The 16,496-nt window shown below is 61.4% G+C and carries 19 protein-coding genes; 10 read left to right on the top strand and 9 right to left on the bottom strand.

The features are described 5' to 3' along the window. Window positions 1–65 precede the first annotated feature (65 nt). Window positions 66–341, top strand: coding sequence for a DUF4242 domain-containing protein (locus AC1DS5_RS11945; RefSeq protein ID WP_477718478.1), 276 nt, complete (start codon window positions 66–68; stop codon window positions 339–341). Window positions 342–477: 136 nt separating this feature from the next. After that, window positions 478–1,380, top strand: a complete 903-nt coding sequence (gene xerD / locus AC1DS5_RS11940) for a site-specific tyrosine recombinase XerD (RefSeq protein WP_477718477.1) — start codon at window positions 478–480, stop codon at window positions 1,378–1,380. A 41-nt stretch (window positions 1,381–1,421) separates the two neighbouring features. Here the strand turns inward: xerD and AC1DS5_RS11935 are convergent, their stop codons facing one another. Both AC1DS5_RS11935 and AC1DS5_RS11930 read right to left on the bottom strand, forming a co-directional pair. Continuing rightward, window positions 1,422–2,687, bottom strand: a complete 1,266-nt coding sequence (locus AC1DS5_RS11935) for a class I SAM-dependent methyltransferase (RefSeq protein WP_477718476.1) — start codon at window positions 2,685–2,687, stop codon at window positions 1,422–1,424. A 72-nt stretch (window positions 2,688–2,759) separates the two neighbouring features. Beyond that, window positions 2,760–3,584, bottom strand: coding sequence for a ferritin-like domain-containing protein (locus AC1DS5_RS11930; RefSeq protein ID WP_477718475.1), 825 nt, complete (start codon window positions 3,582–3,584; stop codon window positions 2,760–2,762). A 116-nt stretch (window positions 3,585–3,700) separates the two neighbouring features. Here AC1DS5_RS11930 and AC1DS5_RS11925 point away from each other — a divergent pair, with 116 nt between their 5' ends. Continuing rightward, window positions 3,701–4,225: a gamma carbonic anhydrase family protein gene (locus AC1DS5_RS11925; protein WP_477718474.1), complete on the top strand. Its 525-nt coding sequence runs from the start codon at window positions 3,701–3,703 to the stop codon at window positions 4,223–4,225. Window positions 4,226–4,388: 163 nt separating this feature from the next. Beyond that, window positions 4,389–5,363: an Hsp33 family molecular chaperone HslO gene (gene hslO / locus AC1DS5_RS11920; RefSeq protein WP_477718473.1), complete on the top strand. Its 975-nt coding sequence runs from the start codon at window positions 4,389–4,391 to the stop codon at window positions 5,361–5,363. A gap of 37 nt (window positions 5,364–5,400) precedes the next feature. Here the strand turns inward: hslO and AC1DS5_RS11915 are convergent, their stop codons facing one another. The 6 genes from AC1DS5_RS11915 to AC1DS5_RS11890 form a co-directional block, all read right to left on the bottom strand. Continuing rightward, window positions 5,401–5,931 carry a hypothetical protein gene (locus tag AC1DS5_RS11915; RefSeq protein ID WP_477718472.1) on the bottom strand — a complete coding sequence of 177 codons (531 nt, stop codon included), beginning with the start codon at window positions 5,929–5,931 and terminating at the stop codon, window positions 5,401–5,403. 144 nt (window positions 5,932–6,075) lie between these two features. After that, window positions 6,076–6,351: a septum formation initiator family protein gene (locus AC1DS5_RS11910; protein WP_477718471.1), complete on the bottom strand. Its 276-nt coding sequence runs from the start codon at window positions 6,349–6,351 to the stop codon at window positions 6,076–6,078. A 43-nt stretch (window positions 6,352–6,394) separates the two neighbouring features. After that, on the bottom strand, window positions 6,395–7,678 hold the full coding sequence (gene eno / locus AC1DS5_RS11905; protein ID WP_477718470.1) for a phosphopyruvate hydratase: 1,284 nt from the start codon (window positions 7,676–7,678) through the stop codon (window positions 6,395–6,397). Window positions 7,679–7,722: 44 nt separating this feature from the next. After that, on the bottom strand, window positions 7,723–8,013 hold the full coding sequence (locus AC1DS5_RS11900; protein ID WP_477718469.1) for a DUF1330 domain-containing protein: 291 nt from the start codon (window positions 8,011–8,013) through the stop codon (window positions 7,723–7,725). A gap of 85 nt (window positions 8,014–8,098) precedes the next feature. Further along, window positions 8,099–8,956, bottom strand: coding sequence for a 3-deoxy-8-phosphooctulonate synthase (gene kdsA / locus AC1DS5_RS11895; protein WP_477718468.1), 858 nt, complete (start codon window positions 8,954–8,956; stop codon window positions 8,099–8,101). Window positions 8,957–8,958: 2 nt separating this feature from the next. Then, window positions 8,959–10,650 (bottom strand): CTP synthase, encoded by a 1,692-nt coding sequence (locus AC1DS5_RS11890; RefSeq protein ID WP_477718467.1) that lies wholly within the window; start codon window positions 10,648–10,650, stop codon window positions 8,959–8,961. Between the two features lie 374 nt (window positions 10,651–11,024). Between AC1DS5_RS11890 and coaBC the strand changes: the two genes are divergently transcribed. The 4 genes from coaBC (at window position 11,025) to AC1DS5_RS11870 (ending at window position 13,978) form a co-directional block, all read left to right on the top strand. Next, entirely contained in the window at window positions 11,025–12,311 is a 1,287-nt protein-coding gene (gene coaBC, locus AC1DS5_RS11885; protein ID WP_477718466.1) for a bifunctional phosphopantothenoylcysteine decarboxylase/phosphopantothenate--cysteine ligase CoaBC, read from the top strand. A 5-nt stretch (window positions 12,312–12,316) separates the two neighbouring features. After that, a complete protein-coding gene (locus tag AC1DS5_RS11880) occupies window positions 12,317–12,793 on the top strand; it encodes a hypothetical protein (RefSeq protein WP_477718465.1) in 477 nt (158 codons plus the stop codon). After that, window positions 12,790–13,236: a dUTP diphosphatase gene (dut, locus tag AC1DS5_RS11875; protein ID WP_477718464.1), complete on the top strand. Its 447-nt coding sequence runs from the start codon at window positions 12,790–12,792 to the stop codon at window positions 13,234–13,236. The genes AC1DS5_RS11880 and dut overlap by 4 nt, the downstream gene beginning before the upstream one ends. A 232-nt stretch (window positions 13,237–13,468) precedes the next feature. Beyond that, window positions 13,469–13,978, top strand: coding sequence for an outer membrane lipoprotein (locus AC1DS5_RS11870; RefSeq protein WP_477718463.1), 510 nt, complete (start codon window positions 13,469–13,471; stop codon window positions 13,976–13,978). A gap of 98 nt (window positions 13,979–14,076) precedes the next feature. Here AC1DS5_RS11870 and AC1DS5_RS11865 read toward each other — a convergent pair whose 3' ends face one another. Beyond that, on the bottom strand, window positions 14,077–14,601 hold the full coding sequence (locus tag AC1DS5_RS11865) for an FKBP-type peptidyl-prolyl cis-trans isomerase (RefSeq protein ID WP_477718462.1): 525 nt from the start codon (window positions 14,599–14,601) through the stop codon (window positions 14,077–14,079). Between the two features lie 14 nt (window positions 14,602–14,615). Between AC1DS5_RS11865 and AC1DS5_RS11860 the strand changes: the two genes are divergently transcribed. Both AC1DS5_RS11860 and AC1DS5_RS11855 read left to right on the top strand, forming a co-directional pair. Further along, on the top strand, window positions 14,616–15,842 hold the full coding sequence (locus tag AC1DS5_RS11860; RefSeq protein ID WP_477718461.1) for a JmjC domain-containing protein: 1,227 nt from the start codon (window positions 14,616–14,618) through the stop codon (window positions 15,840–15,842). A 33-nt stretch (window positions 15,843–15,875) separates the two neighbouring features. Then, entirely contained in the window at window positions 15,876–16,388 is a 513-nt protein-coding gene (locus AC1DS5_RS11855; protein ID WP_477718460.1) for a hypothetical protein, read from the top strand. Window positions 16,389–16,496 lie beyond the last annotated feature (108 nt).

Below are 16,496 nucleotides of genomic sequence, written 5' to 3'. Positions count from 1 at the left end.
GACGATGCGGACACCTAAGCTGAATTCGACGGTGAATTTCCGCCGTTTCAATTCAAGGAGCAGCTATGCCACGCTACATGGTCGAACGAACTTTTCCCGACGGCTTGCGGATCCCGGTCAATGATCAGGGCGCACAAGCCTGCGGTACCGTGGTCGAGAACAACGCCAAGAGTGGCGTGACCTGGATCCACTCCTACGTGAGCCAGGACTTGCGCAAGTCGTTTTGCGTCTACGATGGGCCGACGCCCGAAGCAATCCGCGAAACGGCGGGTAAAAACAACCTGCCAGTCGGCAGCATCACAGCGGTCAGCGTGCTCGATCCGTATTTCTACCGGAGCTGAAGGCCGTGCATGCTGACAATCCAGCCGCTCACACCTGCCCGTACTGCATCATCGGATCGCCGACGCCGGCCGGAATTGTCACGACAAGCCGCCTTCGGGCGGCTTTTTCGTTTTTCCTTTTTGTTATCGTCGGAGCATGCAATCTCAGAGCCAGTCCAGCATTGATGGGTTTATCGACGCCTTGTGGCTGGAAGACGGCTTGTCGAAAAATACGCTGGCGGCCTACCGGCGTGACCTGTCGCTGTATGCGGCCTGGCTGGCCGCCCCTGCGCAAAAGGGGCGCAAGCTCGACGACACGGTTGAGACTGACCTGAACCGCTACTTTTCCACCAGGCACGCCACCACCAAGGCCACATCGGCCAACCGGCGCCTGACGGTGTTCAAGCGCTACTTTCGCTGGGCGCTGCGTGAGCGCCTGATCACGGTGGACCCCACGCTGAAACTGCAATCCGCCAAACAGGCCTTGCGGGTACCCAAAGTCATGAGCGAAGCCCAGGTGGAGGCCCTGCTGGCCGCGCCCAGTGACAGCACGCCACTCGGGCAGCGCGACCGGGCCATGCTGGAGCTGATGTACGCCAGCGGACTGCGCGTCAGCGAACTGGTCGGGCTCAAGACCTTTCACGTGGGCTTGAATGAAGGCGTGTTGCGCGTCATGGGCAAGGGCAGCAAGGAGCGACTGGTACCTTTCGGGCAGGTGGCGCGCGAATGGATCGTGCTGTACCTGGCCGAGGCGCGACCGGCCATTCTGGGCGGTCAGCAGACCGATGACCTGTTTGTCACCAACCGTGGCTCTGGCATGAGCCGGGTGATGTTCTGGATGCTGGTCAAGAAGTACGCGCAGTTGGCGGGCATCCATTCGCCCTTGTCGCCGCACACCTTGCGCCACGCATTTGCAACGCACTTGCTGAACCACGGCGCTGACCTGCGCGCCGTGCAGATGCTGTTGGGCCACGCAGACATTTCCACCACCACGATTTATACCCATGTGGCCCGGGAACGCCTGAAGACGCTGCATGCGCAGCACCATCCACGGGGTTGAAAGAAAAGAAGGGTGACGGTGGGTTGGGAGTCAGCGCCACATCAGCGGTACATGTAGTCGCGGCTGAAGGGGTAAACCGACTGGGCGCCCTTGACCCCCGCTTCACGCATGTCGCCCGTGGGGCGCGTGGCCAGCATCTGGTGCAGCGATATCCAGCCCTGCTCGAAACTCATGGCGCTGCCGGCCAGGTACAGGCGGTAGGCGCGCAGGGTTTTTTCGGCACGTTCGGCGCCGCCGTCTTCGGCGAGCACCTGGCGCGCTTCGTCCAGCCGGGACTCCAGGGCGTCTGACCAGTCCCACAATGTTCGGCCATAGTGCGGGCGCAGGTTTTCAGTGTCCACCATTTCCAGTCCGGCGCGGGACATGTGCTCCAGCACGGCGCTGACGTGCAGCAACTCGCCGCCGGGAAAGATGTATTTTTCAATGAAGTCGCCCATGCCGGCGCCGAGCTGATGGTTTTCCAGCCCGCCGGCCGTGATACCGTGGTTCATGACCAGCCCGCCAGGTGCCAGCAGACGCATGATTTTCCTGAAGTAGGCGTGCATGTTGGCCTGCCCCACATGCTCAAACATGCCCACCGATGAAATTTTGTCGAAGGGCTGGTCTTCGGGCATTTCACGGTAGTCGCGCAGTTCCATGCGAACGCGCCCGCCCAGGCCTTTTTGCTCAATCAGGTGCTGCACGTAGGCGTGCTGGTTTTTCGATAGCGTGATGCCGGTGGCATCCACGCCGTAATGCTCGGCTGCCCACAGCAGCAGCGCTCCCCAGCCCGCACCTATATCCAGGAAACGCTCGCCGGGCCGGAGCATCAGCTTGCGGCAGATATGGTCGAGCTTGGCCTCCTGGGCTTGCGCCAGCGTCATGGCGGTATCGCGGTAGTAGGCGCACGAATACACCCGGCGCGGGTCCAGCCAGAGCGCGTAGAAGGCATCCGAAACGTCGTAATGAAACTGGATTTGCGCTGCATCCCTGGCCGGCGTGTGGGCCGCCAGGGACTTGGCCCGCCGCAGCAGGCCGGACCACCAGCCCATGTCGCTTTCCACCGGGTTGCCCGGCAGGAGTTTGGTTACCGCGCGCATGACATCGCGCATGGCGCCTTCAAGCTGCAGTTTGCCCTCGACATACTCTTCTGCCAGGGCGCCGATCTGGCCGGCTTTCAGGCGGGCGATGCTGGACCAGTTGGAAAACGACAGCTTGACAGGCGCGTTGGCTGAACCCAGGCGCTGGCCCTGAGGCAATTCGAGGGCGACGTCCGCGGGCAGGCTCGTCATTTGCGATTGGATGTCTGGAACCAGGTGCCGGATCATGCGCAAACTCCTTTCGGTGCGTTTACAGTCTAGCGTGCTTTAGCTCTTTTTGCACATATAAACCTGTTAACTTCATGCATTTGCGCTCAGTAGGGCCAATTCAGCAGCGTCAAATCCGGCGTCGCGACGAGCTTCCAGATTGAGTGGGCCCTTCAGCCGGGGGGCGCCGTATTGTTTTGCGAGGACCGCATAGGTGGCGACCGGGTCCAGACCGCGCTCGGCGCAGAGGAACCGGTACCAGTGGTTGCCGATGGCCACATGTCCGATTTCATCGCGCAGGATGATGTCCAGGATGTCGACGGCTCGCAAGGCATCGGGCGTGCCGACCCGGCGCAGCTTGGCCTGCATGGGCGGCGTGGCGTCCAGCCCGCGTGCCTCCAGCGTGCGCGGCACCAGCGCCATGCGCGCCAGTACGTCGCCTTCGGTTTTTTCGGTCATGTCCCACAAGCCGGTGTGGGCGGGGAAGTCGCCGTAGCGGTAGCCCATGGCTTGCAGGTGGTCGCTCAGCAGGCTGAAGTGCTGCGCTTCCTCCCCGGCCACTTTTAGCCAGTCCAGGTAATAGGCAGGCGGCAGCCCGCCGAAGCGCCAGGCCGCGTCCAGGGCCAGATTGATGGCGTTGAATTCGATGTGGGTCACCGCATGGAGTAGCGCAGCCAAGCCTTCATGGGTGAAGGGGGAGCGCTTCGGCACATCCAGGTGGGAGCGCAATTCCGGCCGTGCCGGGCGCCCGGGCAGGCCGGCGGGGGCCTGTAAATCTGCCTCATTTGCTACCAAAAGTGAAGCTGAAAACGCTTGTATGGCAAGGGTAAGCTTCACTTTTTCCTGTGGATCAGGCTCCAGCAGCGCCTGCAGGGCTTGCTGGCGCAGGTCTGCGGAGGGTGGCGGCTTGGCAATCATGGCTGGATTGTCGGCGATAGCGCCGTTTGCGGCCGCAGACGGCGCAGACAGTAGGGCGAGTGGTTACTTACAATCGGGGCAATCCCTTTCCGACGATCACCTGTTCAAGGACTTTCATGGCCATTTACCAGCTGGGCGATTCAGCCCCTACCATTCACGAGTCAGCCTGGGTGGCCGAGAACGCGCAGGTCATCGGCCGGGTGACGCTGGGTGAGGGTAGCAGCGCCTGGTTTGGCGTGGTGATCCGTGGCGACACGGAAAACATCACGATTGGCCGGGGCACCAACATCCAGGACAACAGCGTCCTGCACGCTGACGAGGGTGTGCCCTTGACGATTGGCGACCACGTCTCGGTCGGTCATCAGGTCATGCTGCATGGCTGCACCGTCGGCGATGGTACGCTGATCGGCATCCAGGCGGTGGTACTGAATGGCGCGAAAATCGGCAAAAACTGCCTGGTCGGCGCGGGTTCGCTGGTGACCGAGGGCAAGGAGTTCCCCGATGGCTCCCTGATCCTGGGCAGCCCGGCCAAAGCGGTGAGGCAACTCTCGCCGGAGCAGATCGAGGGTTTAAAAAGGATCGCGCAGCACTATGTAGACAATGCCCGGCGTTACAAGGCCGGACTCAAGAAACTGGCCTGAACGGTACCTAAAGCATGACTACCCCAAATACCCGACCCTCCCAAACCACGCGTGGGGGCTCTTCAGCCCAGCAGGGGCCGCGGGACTGGCTTTGCCAGACCGCAGGCGCAGCGGCCCCCTCGGGGGGCAGCGCATTACACGAAGTGAAAAGCGTGGGGGCCTAATGTCCGAACTTCATAAATTCCTCTTTGACGGCCTGCCGGTTCGCGGCATGCTGGTACGCCTGACCGACTCCTGGCAGGAAATCCTCACGCGCCGGAAGGCCGCCGGGGGCTATCCGGTCGAGGTGATGCACCTGCTGGGCGAAATGACGGCGGCAGGCGCCCTGATGCAGAGCAATATCAAGTTCAATGGTGCGCTGATTTTGCAGATTTTTGGCGATGGCCCCGTCAAGCTGGCGGTGGCGGAAGTGCAGCCCGACCTGAGCCTGCGCGCTACCGCAACAGTGACGGGCAGCGTGGATGCCGGGAGTTCCTTGAGCCAACTGGTCAATGTGAACAACCAGGGGCGTTGCGCCATCACGCTGGACCCCAAGGACAAGTTGCCGGGGCAGCAGCCTTACCAGGGCGTGGTGCCGCTGTTTGGCGACCGGCGTGAAAAGATTGAAAGCCTGGGCGAGGTGCTGGAGCATTACATGCTGCAGAGCGAGCAGCTGGACACCAAGCTCATTCTGGCAGCTGACGGCAAGGTTGCTGCCGGCTTGCTGATCCAGCGTTTGCCGGTGAAAGGGCAGGGCAACCTGGAGGGCCGGGGCCGGACTGACAGGGACGCTAATGAAGACCAGATCGGTCTCAATGAAGATTACAACCGGATCGCCATGCTGGCCGGAACGTTGAAACGCGAAGAACTGCTTGGCCTGGATGCCGACACCATCTTGCGCCGCCTGTTCTGGGAGGAGCAGGTGACCCGCTTTGAGCCGGCAACGCCCAGCTTTTCCTGCAGTTGCTCGCGCGATCGTGTGGGGAACATGCTGCGCAGCCTGGGTACGGAAGAGATCGAGAGCATTATTGAAGAGCGCGGCAAGGTAGCCGTCGGCTGCGAGTTTTGTGGTGCCCAGTACGACTTTGACCCCGTGGATGCGGCGCAAATCTTCCTGAGCCAGAGCAAGCAGCAACCACCCACCCAGACAGTGCAGTAACGCAACCCCGGGATGCGCTCCTGGCGTTGAGCAGCCCCTAAACCGGGCGTGCGCGCCCGGCCAGCAGATCGCTCAGCAGCCGGTGCTCGCACTGCGGGTCGCTGCATTTGTCGCACACCCATACCCAGGGCCTGGTTTTGCCGGCGTTGTCCGGTCCGCCCGCTGCACCGTGGCTTTGTCGCAGGCGCTGGCCGGCCGTTTTCAGCAGGGGCTCCAGAGCGGCGAGTGCATGGGCGAGGCGTTCCTCCGCTGAGCCGTAGATCACCCGGTAAGGCACGCCGGCCTGGAGCAGTGCGGTGCGAATCGACTGGTCTGCAGCTTCCCTCATTTCATTCATCTGGGCGTTGAGGGCTGGCAAATCACCCATGTCGGGCCCGCGTACCGGGGGCTCCAGCCCCATCAGCAGAACCAGGGCGTAGCCGGCCAGGCTGGCGGCAGGCAGGGGCGCGGGGACGATCACAACACAGGCAGAGGCGGCGCAGGCCGAGGTCTTCAGCGCCTCGTCCAGGGCGGTCGCGAGGGCGGATTTACCGGTGTGTGGTGCCCCGACCAGCGCAAGTTTCAGCACGGTGACGCCTGATGATGGGGGAAATGGGATAAGCGGGGCAGCAAGTGGGACAGAGGGACAAGTGGGGCAATCGGGGCAACCTCAACCCGGCCCGGGCTACCGAAGGGCGTTGCGCCCGCGCTCGCAGAAGGCGTTGACGGGTGATTATTTTGTGATCTGCACAAAGATCTCATTGGGCTTGACCATGCCCAGTTCCACGCGTGCTTTTTCCTCGACCATTTCCAGGCCTTCCCGCAGATCCCTGACTTCGGCCGCCAGTTGATCGTTGCTGACCTGCGCTTGCGCATTTTTGGCGAGTTGCTCGTCCAGCCGCTGCTGCATCTCGCGCACACTTGGAACGCTACCCCGACCAATCCAGAGTTGCGCATGGAGCAACACCAGCAGCGCAATCAGGATGGCAGGGATGAAGCGATTAGCCAAGGTTTAGCCACAAGCCGTGGAAGTGGACGTGGAAGTGGTCAGGTCAACGCAGGTTGTAGAACGCAGCGCGGCCTGGATAAGACGCGATGTCACCCAGGTCTTCCTCGATGCGCAGCAATTGGTTGTACTTGGCCATGCGGTCAGAGCGGGAGAGCGAGCCGGTCTTGATCTGGCCGGCATTGGTGCCGACCGCGATATCGGCAATGGTGGAGTCTTCAGTTTCGCCCGAGCGGTGGCTGATGACGGCGGTGTAGCCGGCGCGCTTGGCCATCTCGATGGCGGCAAAGGTTTCCGTCAGCGTACCGATCTGGTTGATCTTGATCAGGATCGAGTTGGCGATGTGCTTGTCGATGCCTTCCTTGAGGATCTTGGTATTGGTCACAAACAGGTCGTCGCCGACGAGTTGCACCTGTTTTCCCAGGCGTTCGGTCAGAATTTTCCAGCCATCCCAGTCGCCTTCGGCCATGCCATCTTCAATGCTGATGATGGGGTACTTGTCGACCCAGGTGGCCAGGATGTTGGTCCATTCGGTGGCGTCCAGGCTCAGGCCTTCGCCGGCCAGCACGTACTTGCCATCCTTGTAAAACTCGGAGGCCGCGCAATCCAGGCCCAGCGCAATCTGTTCACCCGCGACATAGCCGGCCTTGTCGATAGCCTCCAGAATCATCTGGATGGCCGCTTCGTGGCTGGGCACGTTGGGCGCAAAGCCGCCTTCGTCGCCGACGGCCACGCTCATGCCCTTGTCGTGCAGGATTTTCTTGAGCGCATGAAACACCTCGGCACCGTAACGCACGGCTTCGCGAAAGCTCGGCGCGCCGATGGGGATGATCATGAGCTCCTGCAGGTCAAGGTTGTTGTTGGCGTGCGCGCCGCCGTTGACCACGTTCATCATCGGAACGGGCATCTGCATCGCGCCGCTGCCGCCGAAGTAGCGGTACAGCGGCAGGCCGGCTTCTTCAGCCGCTGCACGCGCAACTGCCATGCTGACGGCCAGCGTCGCATTGGCGCCCAGGCGGGACTTGTTGTCCGTTCCGTCCAGGTCAATCAGCGTACGGTCGAGAAAGGCCTGTTCGCTGGCATCGAGGCCCAGCACGGCTTCGGAGATTTCCGTGTTGATGTGCTCGACGGCCTTGAGCACGCCCTTGCCAAGGTAGCGCGATTTGTCGCCGTCGCGCAGCTCGATGGCTTCGCGCGAACCGGTGGATGCGCCCGAGGGGACTGCGGCGCGGCCCATGACGCCGGACTCCAGCAGCACGTCGCATTCAACGGTGGGATTGCCACGGCTGTCGAGAATTTCACGGCCAACGATATCAACAATTGCGCTCATTTATGTTCTTTCAAAATCAGAAAACAAAAATCAGAAGACTAAAACTACACACCTTCAACCAGCACCATGCGCATGACGGCGATGCCCTGGCGCGACTGACGGGCGGCCTCGTACTCGGCCGACGTATTGAAGGCCCGGGCTTGCTCCATGTCGGGAAATTTCAGCACGACAAGGCGGCTTGGCGACCAATCGCCTTCAATCACCTCGACCTTGCCGCCACGCACGCAAACTTCGGCGCCGTGCACTTGCATGGCAATGCTAGAGAGTTTTTTATAGGTTTCGTATTGTTCGGGGTTCGTAACTGTAACGTTGGCGATAATGTAGGCACTGGTCATATGGCCCCCACGCTTGTCACTCCGTGTACTACGCTGCCCCCCAAGGGGGCCTTCGCAACTTGGGGCGGCCCGGCGTTGCTCATGTTCAAGCCTCAAAACTGTTTTCAAGGTAGCCGTTTTTCTTGGTCACGCGGTCCAGTTCCAGCAGGGTCTCGAGCAGGGCTTTCATGTGCTTGAGCGGCACGGCATTGGGGCCGTCGCTCAGGGCCTTGGCCGGGTCGGGATGTGTTTCCATGAAGAGGCCGGCCACACCGACGGCGACTGCGGCGCGCGCCAGCACTGGCACCATTTCCCGCTGGCCGCCGCTGCTGGTGCCCTGGCCGCCGGGCAGTTGCACCGAGTGGGTGGCATCAAACACCACGGGCGCGCCGGTCTCGCGCATGATGGCCAGGCTGCGCATGTCGGACACCAGGTTGTTGTAGCCAAAACTGGCCCCGCGCTCGCAGGTCATGAAGTTGTCTTCGTTGAGGCCTTTTTCACGTGCCGCAGCCCGCGCCTTGTCGATGACGTTTTTCATGTCACCCGGCGCGAGGAACTGGCCTTTTTTGATGTTGACCGGCTTGCCCGATTGCGCCACCGCATGAATGAAATCGGTCTGGCGACACAAAAACGCCGGGGTTTGCAGCACATCGACCACAGCGGCGACGGTAGCGATGTCGGCTTCGGAGTGCACGTCGGTCAGGATGGGCAGGTTCAGCTCACGCTTGACCTTGGCGAGAATTTCCAGGCCTTTCAACATGCCGGGGCCGCGAAAACTGGTGCCGCTGGAGCGGTTGGCCTTGTCGTAACTGGACTTGAAGATGAAGGGGATGCCCAGTGACGAAGTGATTTCTTTCAGTGCGCCGGCTGTGTCCATCTGAAGCTGCTCGGACTCCACCACGCAGGGTCCGGCAATCAGGAAAAACGGTTGGTTCAGACCAATGTCAAATCCGCATAGTTTCATGGTCAGGCCACCGCCTTCAGGGGCTTGGCCGCGGCCTTGCCATCCTGGCCGGCCTTGACGCGGTGCTCAAGCACCGCCGCAATGTAGGCATTGAACAGCGGATGTCCAGCCCAGGGGGTTGATTTGAATTCGGGGTGAAACTGCACGCCCACGAACCACGGGTGTATATCCTGCGGCAATTCCACGATTTCAGTCAGCTGCTCGCGCTGCGTCAGCGCCGAAATGACCAGGCCTGATTTGCGCAAGGCGTCGAGGTAGTTGACGTTGGCTTCATAGCGATGGCGGTGCCGCTCGGTCACCACATCGCCGTAGATGTTGTAGGCCAGCGAGCCTTTGGCAACATCCGAGCTTTGGGCGCCAAGCCGCATGGTGCCACCGAGGTCGGACTTGGCGTCGCGCGTCTTGATGGTGCCGTCGGCGTCTTTCCACTCGGTGATGAGCGCGATGACGGGATTGGGGGTGGCCGGGTCGAACTCGGTGCTGTTCGCGTCTTTCAGGCCTGCGACGTGGCGCGCAAACTCGATGGTGGCCACCTGCATGCCCAGGCAGATACCGAGGTAGGGCATTTTGTTTTCACGGGCAAAGCGGGCGGCGCAGATTTTACCTTCGACACCGCGCACGCCGAAGCCGCCGGGCACCAGAATGCCGTCGAAGCGCGCCAGGCGCGACACGTTATCGGGTGCGATGGTTTCGGAGTCGACATACTCGATGACCACCTTGGCATGGTTTTTCATGCCGGCATGGCGCAAGGCCTCGTTGAGCGACTTGTAGCTGTCGGAGAGGTCCACATACTTGCCGACCATGGCAATGTTGACCTCGGTCTTGGGATGCTCGGTTTCATACACCAGATCGTCCCAGCGCTTGAGATTGGCCGGGGGCGTGTTCAGGCGCAGCTTGTCGCAGATCAGGCCATCCAGCCCCTGCTCGTGGAGCATGCGCGGGACCTTGTAAATCGTGTCCACGTCCCACATGGAAATGACACCCCACTCGGGCACGTTGGAGAAGAGGGAGATTTTTTCACGCTCTTCCGCCGGAATGCGACGGTCTGCGCGGCACAGCAGCACGTCGGCCTGAATGCCGATTTCACGCAGCTGCTTGGCGGTGTGCTGCGTCGGCTTGGTTTTAAGTTCACCGGCGGCCGCAATCCACGGCACATAGCTCAGATGAACAAAGGCGGTGTTGTTGGGGCCCAGCCGCAGACTCATCTGCCGCACGGCCTCCAGAAAGGGCAGGGATTCAATATCGCCGACGGTGCCGCCTACTTCGACAATCGCCACATCGACAGCATCAGCGGTTTCATAGCCGGCGCCCCGTTTGATGAACTCCTGAATCTCGTTGGTGACATGTGGGATGACCTGTACGGTTTTTCCCAGGTAGTCGCCACGACGTTCTTTCTCAAGCACGCTTTTGTAAATTTGACCCGTGGTGAAATTGTTGGCCTTGCGCATGCGCGTTTCAATGAAGCGCTCATAGTGGCCAAGGTCCAGATCGGTTTCTGCACCGTCGTCGGTGACAAAGACTTCACCGTGCTGAAAGGGCGACATGGTGCCGGGATCCACGTTGAGGTAGGGATCCAGCTTGATAAGAGTGACTTTGAGGCCTCGCGATTCAAGGATCGCAGCTAAGGAGGCTGAGGCGATTCCCTTGCCCAGGGAAGACACCACACCGCCGGTGACGAAGACAAATTTGGTCATGTCAGGTACGAACCGCAAGTTCGCAGAGGTGGTAAACGGAGATTATACGGGTTGGCCGTACAACGGCCGCCAGCCGAGGCGCTAAAACCCGGGCTTTCCTGTGATGGGCGCATCGCAAGGCAGTGAAAAGCGTGGGGGCTCTTCATCCCAGCAGGGGCCGCGGGACTGGCTTTGCCAGACCGCAGGCGCAGCGACCCCTCGGGGGGGCAGGGAGCTACACGCAGTGAGCAACCGTGGGGGCCTAATAGCTCTCCAGCCAGCAGGGGCCGCGGAACCGGCTTTGCCGGGCCGCAGGCGCAGCGGCCCCCTCGGGGGGCAGCGCATTACACGCAGTGAAAAGCGTGGGGGCCCATCTAGCTGCTACATTGCGAAACATGACAAATCAAGCCAATCCCGTGGAAAACGGCGTGCCCGGCGGTGAAGCACTGGACCTGGCCGGCAGGCATCTGGTGCTGGGCCTGTCGGGCGGTATCGCCTGCTACAAGTCGGCCGAGCTGTGCCGTGCGCTGATCAAGGCGGGCGCCACCGTGCAGGTGGTCATGACGGAAGCCGCCGAGCAGTTCATCACACCTGTCACCATGCAGGCGTTGAGCGGCCGGCCGGTTTACACCAGCCAGTGGGACAGTCGCGAAGCCAACAACATGGCGCATATCAACCTGTCGCGCGAGGCCGATGCGATTTTGATTGCACCCATGAGCGCTGACTTCATGGCCAAGCTGCTCCATGGCCGTGCCGATGATTTGCTGAGCCTGATGTGCCTGGCCCGGCCCATCGACAAGGTGCCGCTGCTGGTGGCGCCGGCGATGAACCGCGAGATGTATGCGCACCCGGCGACGCAACGCAACTTTGTTCAGCTTGAGGCCGACGGCGCCAGGGTGCTGGGCGTGGGCAACGGCTTTCAGGCGTGCGGGGAAACGGGTGATGGCCGCATGCTGGAGCCCGAGCAGCTGCTGGAGGACATCATTGCCTTCTTTGCGCCCAAGGTGCTGGCCGGCCAGCGCGTGCTGGTTACGGCGGGACCCACTTATGAGGCTATTGACCCGGTGCGCGGCATCACCAACCTGTCCAGCGGGAAGATGGGTTTTGCCATTGCGCGCGCTGCGCGCGAGGCGGGTGCCGAGGTCACGCTGGTCGCCGGCCCGGTGGGCCTGCCCACACCACGGGGCGTCACGCGCATTGACGTGAGATCTGCACAGAATATGCTCGATACCGTGATGGACCGGGTGCAGGGTGCTACTGTTTTCATAGCTACCGCGGCTGTGGCCGACTGGCGGCCTGCGGCACCATCAGCCCAAAAGATCAAGAAAGACGGATCGGGCCACGCGCCGCAACTGGGATTCACGGAAAACGCGGACATCCTCGCCACCGTTGCCAAGTCTGCCGCCGCCCGGGCGGGCAAGCTGTTTTGCGTGGGCTTTGCCGCAGAAAGCCATGACCTGGCCGAGAACGCCCAAGCCAAGCGCCTGCGCAAAAACGTACCACTGCTGGTAGGTAACATCGGGCCCGATACTTTTGGACAGGACCATAACGCGCTGCTGCTGGTTGACGAGCAAGGCAGCACCGAGGTGGCCCGGGCGCCCAAGCTGTCGCTGGCACGCCGGCTGGTTCAGGAAATCGCTGCCAGGCTGGCGGCGCCGGTCGCTTCGACCCGGAAAGGGTGAGCTGCTTGATACACCCCTCCGATACCCCTCCTGACGGCGATTTCGCGCGGTACGTCGAGCGTTTGACCAGCGGCAATATTTCAGTCTGCGTGCGCCCGGACATGTTCCAGCCGGAACAGGGCGGACAGGCGAATGCGCCATTTTCTGCGAGTTCCGGGATGCCCTCTGTCAAGGCTGCCCTCGAACCCTTTGCAGGAATTTCTTTCCTCACTCATGTGAAGTGGGTGCTGGTGGCGTGGATAGGAACCCAGATGCTGGCCAGGTTGCTGCCCGGAGCAGGCTTTCTGTTTATTCCCTTCCTGCTGGCTTATGCTGCGTGGGTTGTGTTCAGGGTTGGCGCTCCCTCGCTGCGTGCCTCGGCCAGACGCCTTGCAGACCTGGCAGATACCGCCGCAAGAACCGCCACCGCAAGAACCACCGCAGCAGGCACCACCGAAATATCCCCCCATTCCCAACAAGCCGAACGCAAACACAAGTCATGAAAATAGACGTCAAGATTCTGGATCCCCGCCTTCAGGGCAATCTTCCTCACTACGCCACGCCCGGCAGCGCAGGCCTGGACTTGCGCGCCTGCCTGGATGCGCCGCTGACGCTGGGCGCCAATGCCTGGCAATTGGTGCCGACGGGCGTCGCGATCCACCTGTGTGATCCGGGCTATGCGGCGCTCATTCTGCCGCGCTCCGGACTGGGCCATAAACACGGCATCGTGCTGGGTAATCTGGTGGGCCTGATCGACAGTGACTACCAGGGTCAGTTGATGGTCAGTGCATGGAATCGCAGCGATGTGCCCTTCACCATCGAGCCCATGGAGCGTATCGCGCAATTGGTGATCGTGCCGGTTGTGCAAGCGAAGTTCAATGTAGTCACCGAATTCCCCGCCAGCGAACGCGGTGAAGGTGGTTACGGGTCCACCGGTAAAAACTGAGGACCGAACTGAAGGCCTACCGTCCTGGGTTCGTCCAGCGTCAGGCTTTTCTTACGCTGCCGGGCAGCCCTCTCCCACGCCGAATCAGCCTGGGGCCCCACCCCCGGCTTTGGCGATTGCGCATGTAATCAGTTAGAGACTCAAGCAATCCGCACGTTAACTGCACGCCATTGGCGCAAGGTGACGCCGGCTGATTGCATAAGGTCCTCAACTTTCTTAACAGGAGACTTCCATGCGTCAACCTTCCCGATATATTTCAACCACTGCTTCGGTGCTTGTGCTGGCGGCTCTGGCTGCCTGCGCGGCTCCGCCCATGAGTTCATCGGAACCGGTGTCGACCTATCCCAGTTCGTCCTACCCGACCTCGTCCTATCCTGCCCAGTATCCGCAGGGTAACTACACCGAGTTTGGGCGTGTCACCAATGTGGAGGTCCTGCGGACCTCGGAGCCAGGCAGGGGCTCCGGCGTCGGTGCGGTCATCGGCGGTGTGGCCGGTGCGGTGGTCGGCTCTCAGATCGGCGGCGGTAGTGGTCGCACTGCCGCCACGGTGGTCGGCGCTGTAGGTGGCGCTGTGGCCGGCAATGCCATTGAGAAAAGCCAAAGCACGACTGTTCGTGAAACCTATCGTATCTCGATCCGGCTGGACAACGGCAGCACCCGCGCCTACGACGTGCCTGCATCCGGAGACCTGCGCGTCGGTGATCGCGTCAGGATAGAGAATGGACAGATTTACCGTCTTTAAACCGGCTCCAAGCCGTCTTCAGGGCGGGTCAAGGTAAGAATAAGAGCGGTGGCAGCATTTGCTGCGCCGCTCCGCAACCCGCGCTCACTCTGAGTGGATCAATGCAATGTGTCGTTGCCGCTCGTCAGCGATTCCAGTTTGAAAAAACCGGTGCCGAGAGAACCCCGTCCAATTTCCTGTGCGGTGGCCTCGCGCACAGACTCTACTTTCATCGCCAGCCGGATCGCAATGCCGGCCAGGGGATGATTGCCATCCAGTACCACATGCTCCGGGTAGATTTCCGTCACGGTGTAAATGTGGTTGTGCGGAATTTGTCCGTTGGCGCCGGCCGGTAGCGCTGCGCCATCAAAGGTCATGCCTTCTTCCAGTTCTGCGGGGAAGATGTTGCGGGCTTCCAGAAAAACCAGGTTTTCGTCATAGTCGCCGAAGGTGTTTTCGGGCTCCAGATGCAGCTCCAGCTTGTCGCCGGCCTCGTGGCCTTGCAGGGCCTCTTCAATTTTGATCAGCAGGTCATTGCCGCCCAGTAAAAACTCGACCGGCTCGTCCAGTTCATCGAGCATATCGCCCAGGGTGTCTTTCAGCGTCCATGTCAGGGCTACGACGCATTGCGGGGTGATTTTCATCCGACAATTGTCCCATGGATGTAAATCAAGCCCTAGACCTTCTCGCCGGTTTGAGTCCGGCCCGATTCATGCGCCAGTACTGGCAAAAAAAGCCGCTTCTTGTGCGTCAGGCCATTCCCGGATTTCAGCCTTTGCTCAGTCGCGCAGACCTGTTTACGCTGGCCGGGCAGGAGCATGTCGAATCCCGCCTGATTGCCCGCCAGACCCAGGGGTGGCGCATGAAGCAGGGGCCGTTTGCGAGGCGAAGCCTGCCGCCATTGAGCCGGGATGCCTGGACGCTTCTGGTGCAGGGGGTGGACCTGCATGATGCGCGCGCGCATGCGCTGTTGCAGAAGTTTCGTTTTGTGCCGGATGCGCGGCTGGATGACCTGATGATCTCGTTTGCAACGCCGGGTGGGGGCGTGGGGCCGCACTTTGACAGTTACGATGTTTTTTTGCTCCAGGCCAGCGGGCGCCGGCGCTGGAAAATTGGACAGCAAAAAGATCTGACCTTGCAGCAAGGGGTGCCGTTGAAAATACTGCAGAACTTTGAACCTGATGAGGAGTTTGTCCTTGAGGCGGGCGACATGCTCTACCTGCCGCCATGCTATGCACATGATGGTATTGCCGAAGCCGCGGCAGGCGGAGATGGCGAGGCTGCAGACTGCATGACCTATTCCATCGGTTTTCGGGCACCGGCGCGGAACGAGCTGGCTGCGGAGCTGCTGCATCGCCTGGCGGAGTTCAGCGAAGACGAGTCCGAGCCGTCCTCCGGCGAGGGGCGTCGGCGTGCCGGTCCTTCACCGAAAATTTATCGCGACCCGCGCCAGGCCGCAACCGCGACGCCTGCGGCGCTGCCTGAGGGGCTTGCGAAATTCGCCGGGCAAGCGGTCCTCGAGGCGCTCAAGGATCCGCTCGCCCTGGCTTGCGCACTGGGGGAGTACATGACCGAACCCAAACCTTCAGTCTGGTTTGAGGCTCCCCTGCAGGCTTGGGAGCAGGACGCTGTCAAAGCGGGCAAAGCCGGCATTTGCCTTGATGCGCGCAGCCGGATGATGTATGACAGCGACCATGTGTTCATCAATGGAGAAAGCTACCGTGCCAAAGGCACCGATGCCGCCCTCATGCGCCGGCTGGCCGACCAGCGCGGTCTGTCGGCCAGTGAGTTGCGCAAGGCCAGCAAGCCTGCTCTTGCGTTGCTGGGGGACTGGCATGAGGCCGGTTGGCTGCGGCAGGAACTGCCGATGGGAGGCGGCGCCTGAAGGGCGTCTCATCAATTCGAAGGAGGAAGTCTCATGGATTCTCAAACAACACCCACCGAGCCACCCGTGTTGCTGGAGGGGCGCTTCAGTGGCCGCGCCGAGTTCACCAGCCTGGTTCGGCAGGCCTTTGCAGCGGCCGCTGCGGAGGGCTGGCGTGAAATCATCGTGTGCGACCCCAGCTTTGAAGACTGGCCTCTGGGTGAGCGCGTGGTGGTTCAGGCGCTGAATGACTGGTCCAGAGCGGGCCGCAGGTTCACGATGCTTGCTAAAAATTACGATGAGGTGCTCCGGCGTCATGCGCGTTTTGCGGCGTGGCGACGGACCTGGGCGCACATTGTGGACTGCCGTGGAAGTGCTTCCACGCCGGCTGATGACATGCCCAGTGCGCTATGGGCACCCAGTTGGGTGTTTGAAAGGGTGGAGTTGGCGCGCTGCACAGGGACAGCAGGCTCTGAAGTGGTCAGACGGGTTGCGCTGAGGGAACGCCTGAATGAGCGGTTGCTAAAAAGTTCGCCAGCCTTTCCGGCGACCACGCTGGGACTGTAGGTGTGTGCGGGTGTGTGTGGTTTTTACGGTTTTCGGCTTGATTCCGTAGGGCGTTTTGCCGCCTAAGGGTTTTCAGGCTTGCAATAACCGGCATATAATTTATAGCTG

This window comes from Polaromonas sp. P4_H1, assembly GCF_056400945.1.
The sequence above is the reverse complement of the archived record's forward strand: the minus strand, read 5'-3'. Positions and strand labels throughout refer to the sequence as shown.

What these genes read in the sequence shown, in the direction of transcription:
- dut (WP_477718464.1), top strand. Translation starts at nt 12,790, where the DNA reads ATGAAAATAGACGTCAAGATTCTGGATCCCCGCCTTCAGGGCAATCTT.
- AC1DS5_RS11855 (WP_477718460.1), top strand. Translation starts at nt 15,876, where the DNA reads ATGGATTCTCAAACAACACCCACCGAGCCACCCGTGTTGCTGGAGGGG.
- AC1DS5_RS11860 (WP_477718461.1), top strand. Translation starts at nt 14,616, where the DNA reads ATGGATGTAAATCAAGCCCTAGACCTTCTCGCCGGTTTGAGTCCGGCC.
- AC1DS5_RS11900 (WP_477718469.1), bottom strand. Translation starts at nt 8,013, where the DNA reads ATGACCAGTGCCTACATTATCGCCAACGTTACAGTTACGAACCCCGAA.
- hslO (WP_477718473.1), top strand. Translation starts at nt 4,389, where the DNA reads ATGTCCGAACTTCATAAATTCCTCTTTGACGGCCTGCCGGTTCGCGGC.
- AC1DS5_RS11930 (WP_477718475.1), bottom strand. Translation starts at nt 3,584, where the DNA reads ATGATTGCCAAGCCGCCACCCTCCGCAGACCTGCGCCAGCAAGCCCTG.
- kdsA (WP_477718468.1), bottom strand. Translation starts at nt 8,956, where the DNA reads ATGAAACTATGCGGATTTGACATTGGTCTGAACCAACCGTTTTTCCTG.
- AC1DS5_RS11890 (WP_477718467.1), bottom strand. Translation starts at nt 10,650, where the DNA reads ATGACCAAATTTGTCTTCGTCACCGGCGGTGTGGTGTCTTCCCTGGGC.
- xerD (WP_477718477.1), top strand. Translation starts at nt 478, where the DNA reads ATGCAATCTCAGAGCCAGTCCAGCATTGATGGGTTTATCGACGCCTTG.
- coaBC (WP_477718466.1), top strand. Translation starts at nt 11,025, where the DNA reads ATGACAAATCAAGCCAATCCCGTGGAAAACGGCGTGCCCGGCGGTGAA.
- AC1DS5_RS11870 (WP_477718463.1), top strand. Translation starts at nt 13,469, where the DNA reads ATGCGTCAACCTTCCCGATATATTTCAACCACTGCTTCGGTGCTTGTG.
- AC1DS5_RS11935 (WP_477718476.1), bottom strand. Translation starts at nt 2,687, where the DNA reads ATGATCCGGCACCTGGTTCCAGACATCCAATCGCAAATGACGAGCCTG.
- eno (WP_477718470.1), bottom strand. Translation starts at nt 7,678, where the DNA reads ATGAGCGCAATTGTTGATATCGTTGGCCGTGAAATTCTCGACAGCCGT.
- AC1DS5_RS11865 (WP_477718462.1), bottom strand. Translation starts at nt 14,601, where the DNA reads ATGAAAATCACCCCGCAATGCGTCGTAGCCCTGACATGGACGCTGAAA.
- AC1DS5_RS11925 (WP_477718474.1), top strand. Translation starts at nt 3,701, where the DNA reads ATGGCCATTTACCAGCTGGGCGATTCAGCCCCTACCATTCACGAGTCA.
- AC1DS5_RS11945 (WP_477718478.1), top strand. Translation starts at nt 66, where the DNA reads ATGCCACGCTACATGGTCGAACGAACTTTTCCCGACGGCTTGCGGATC.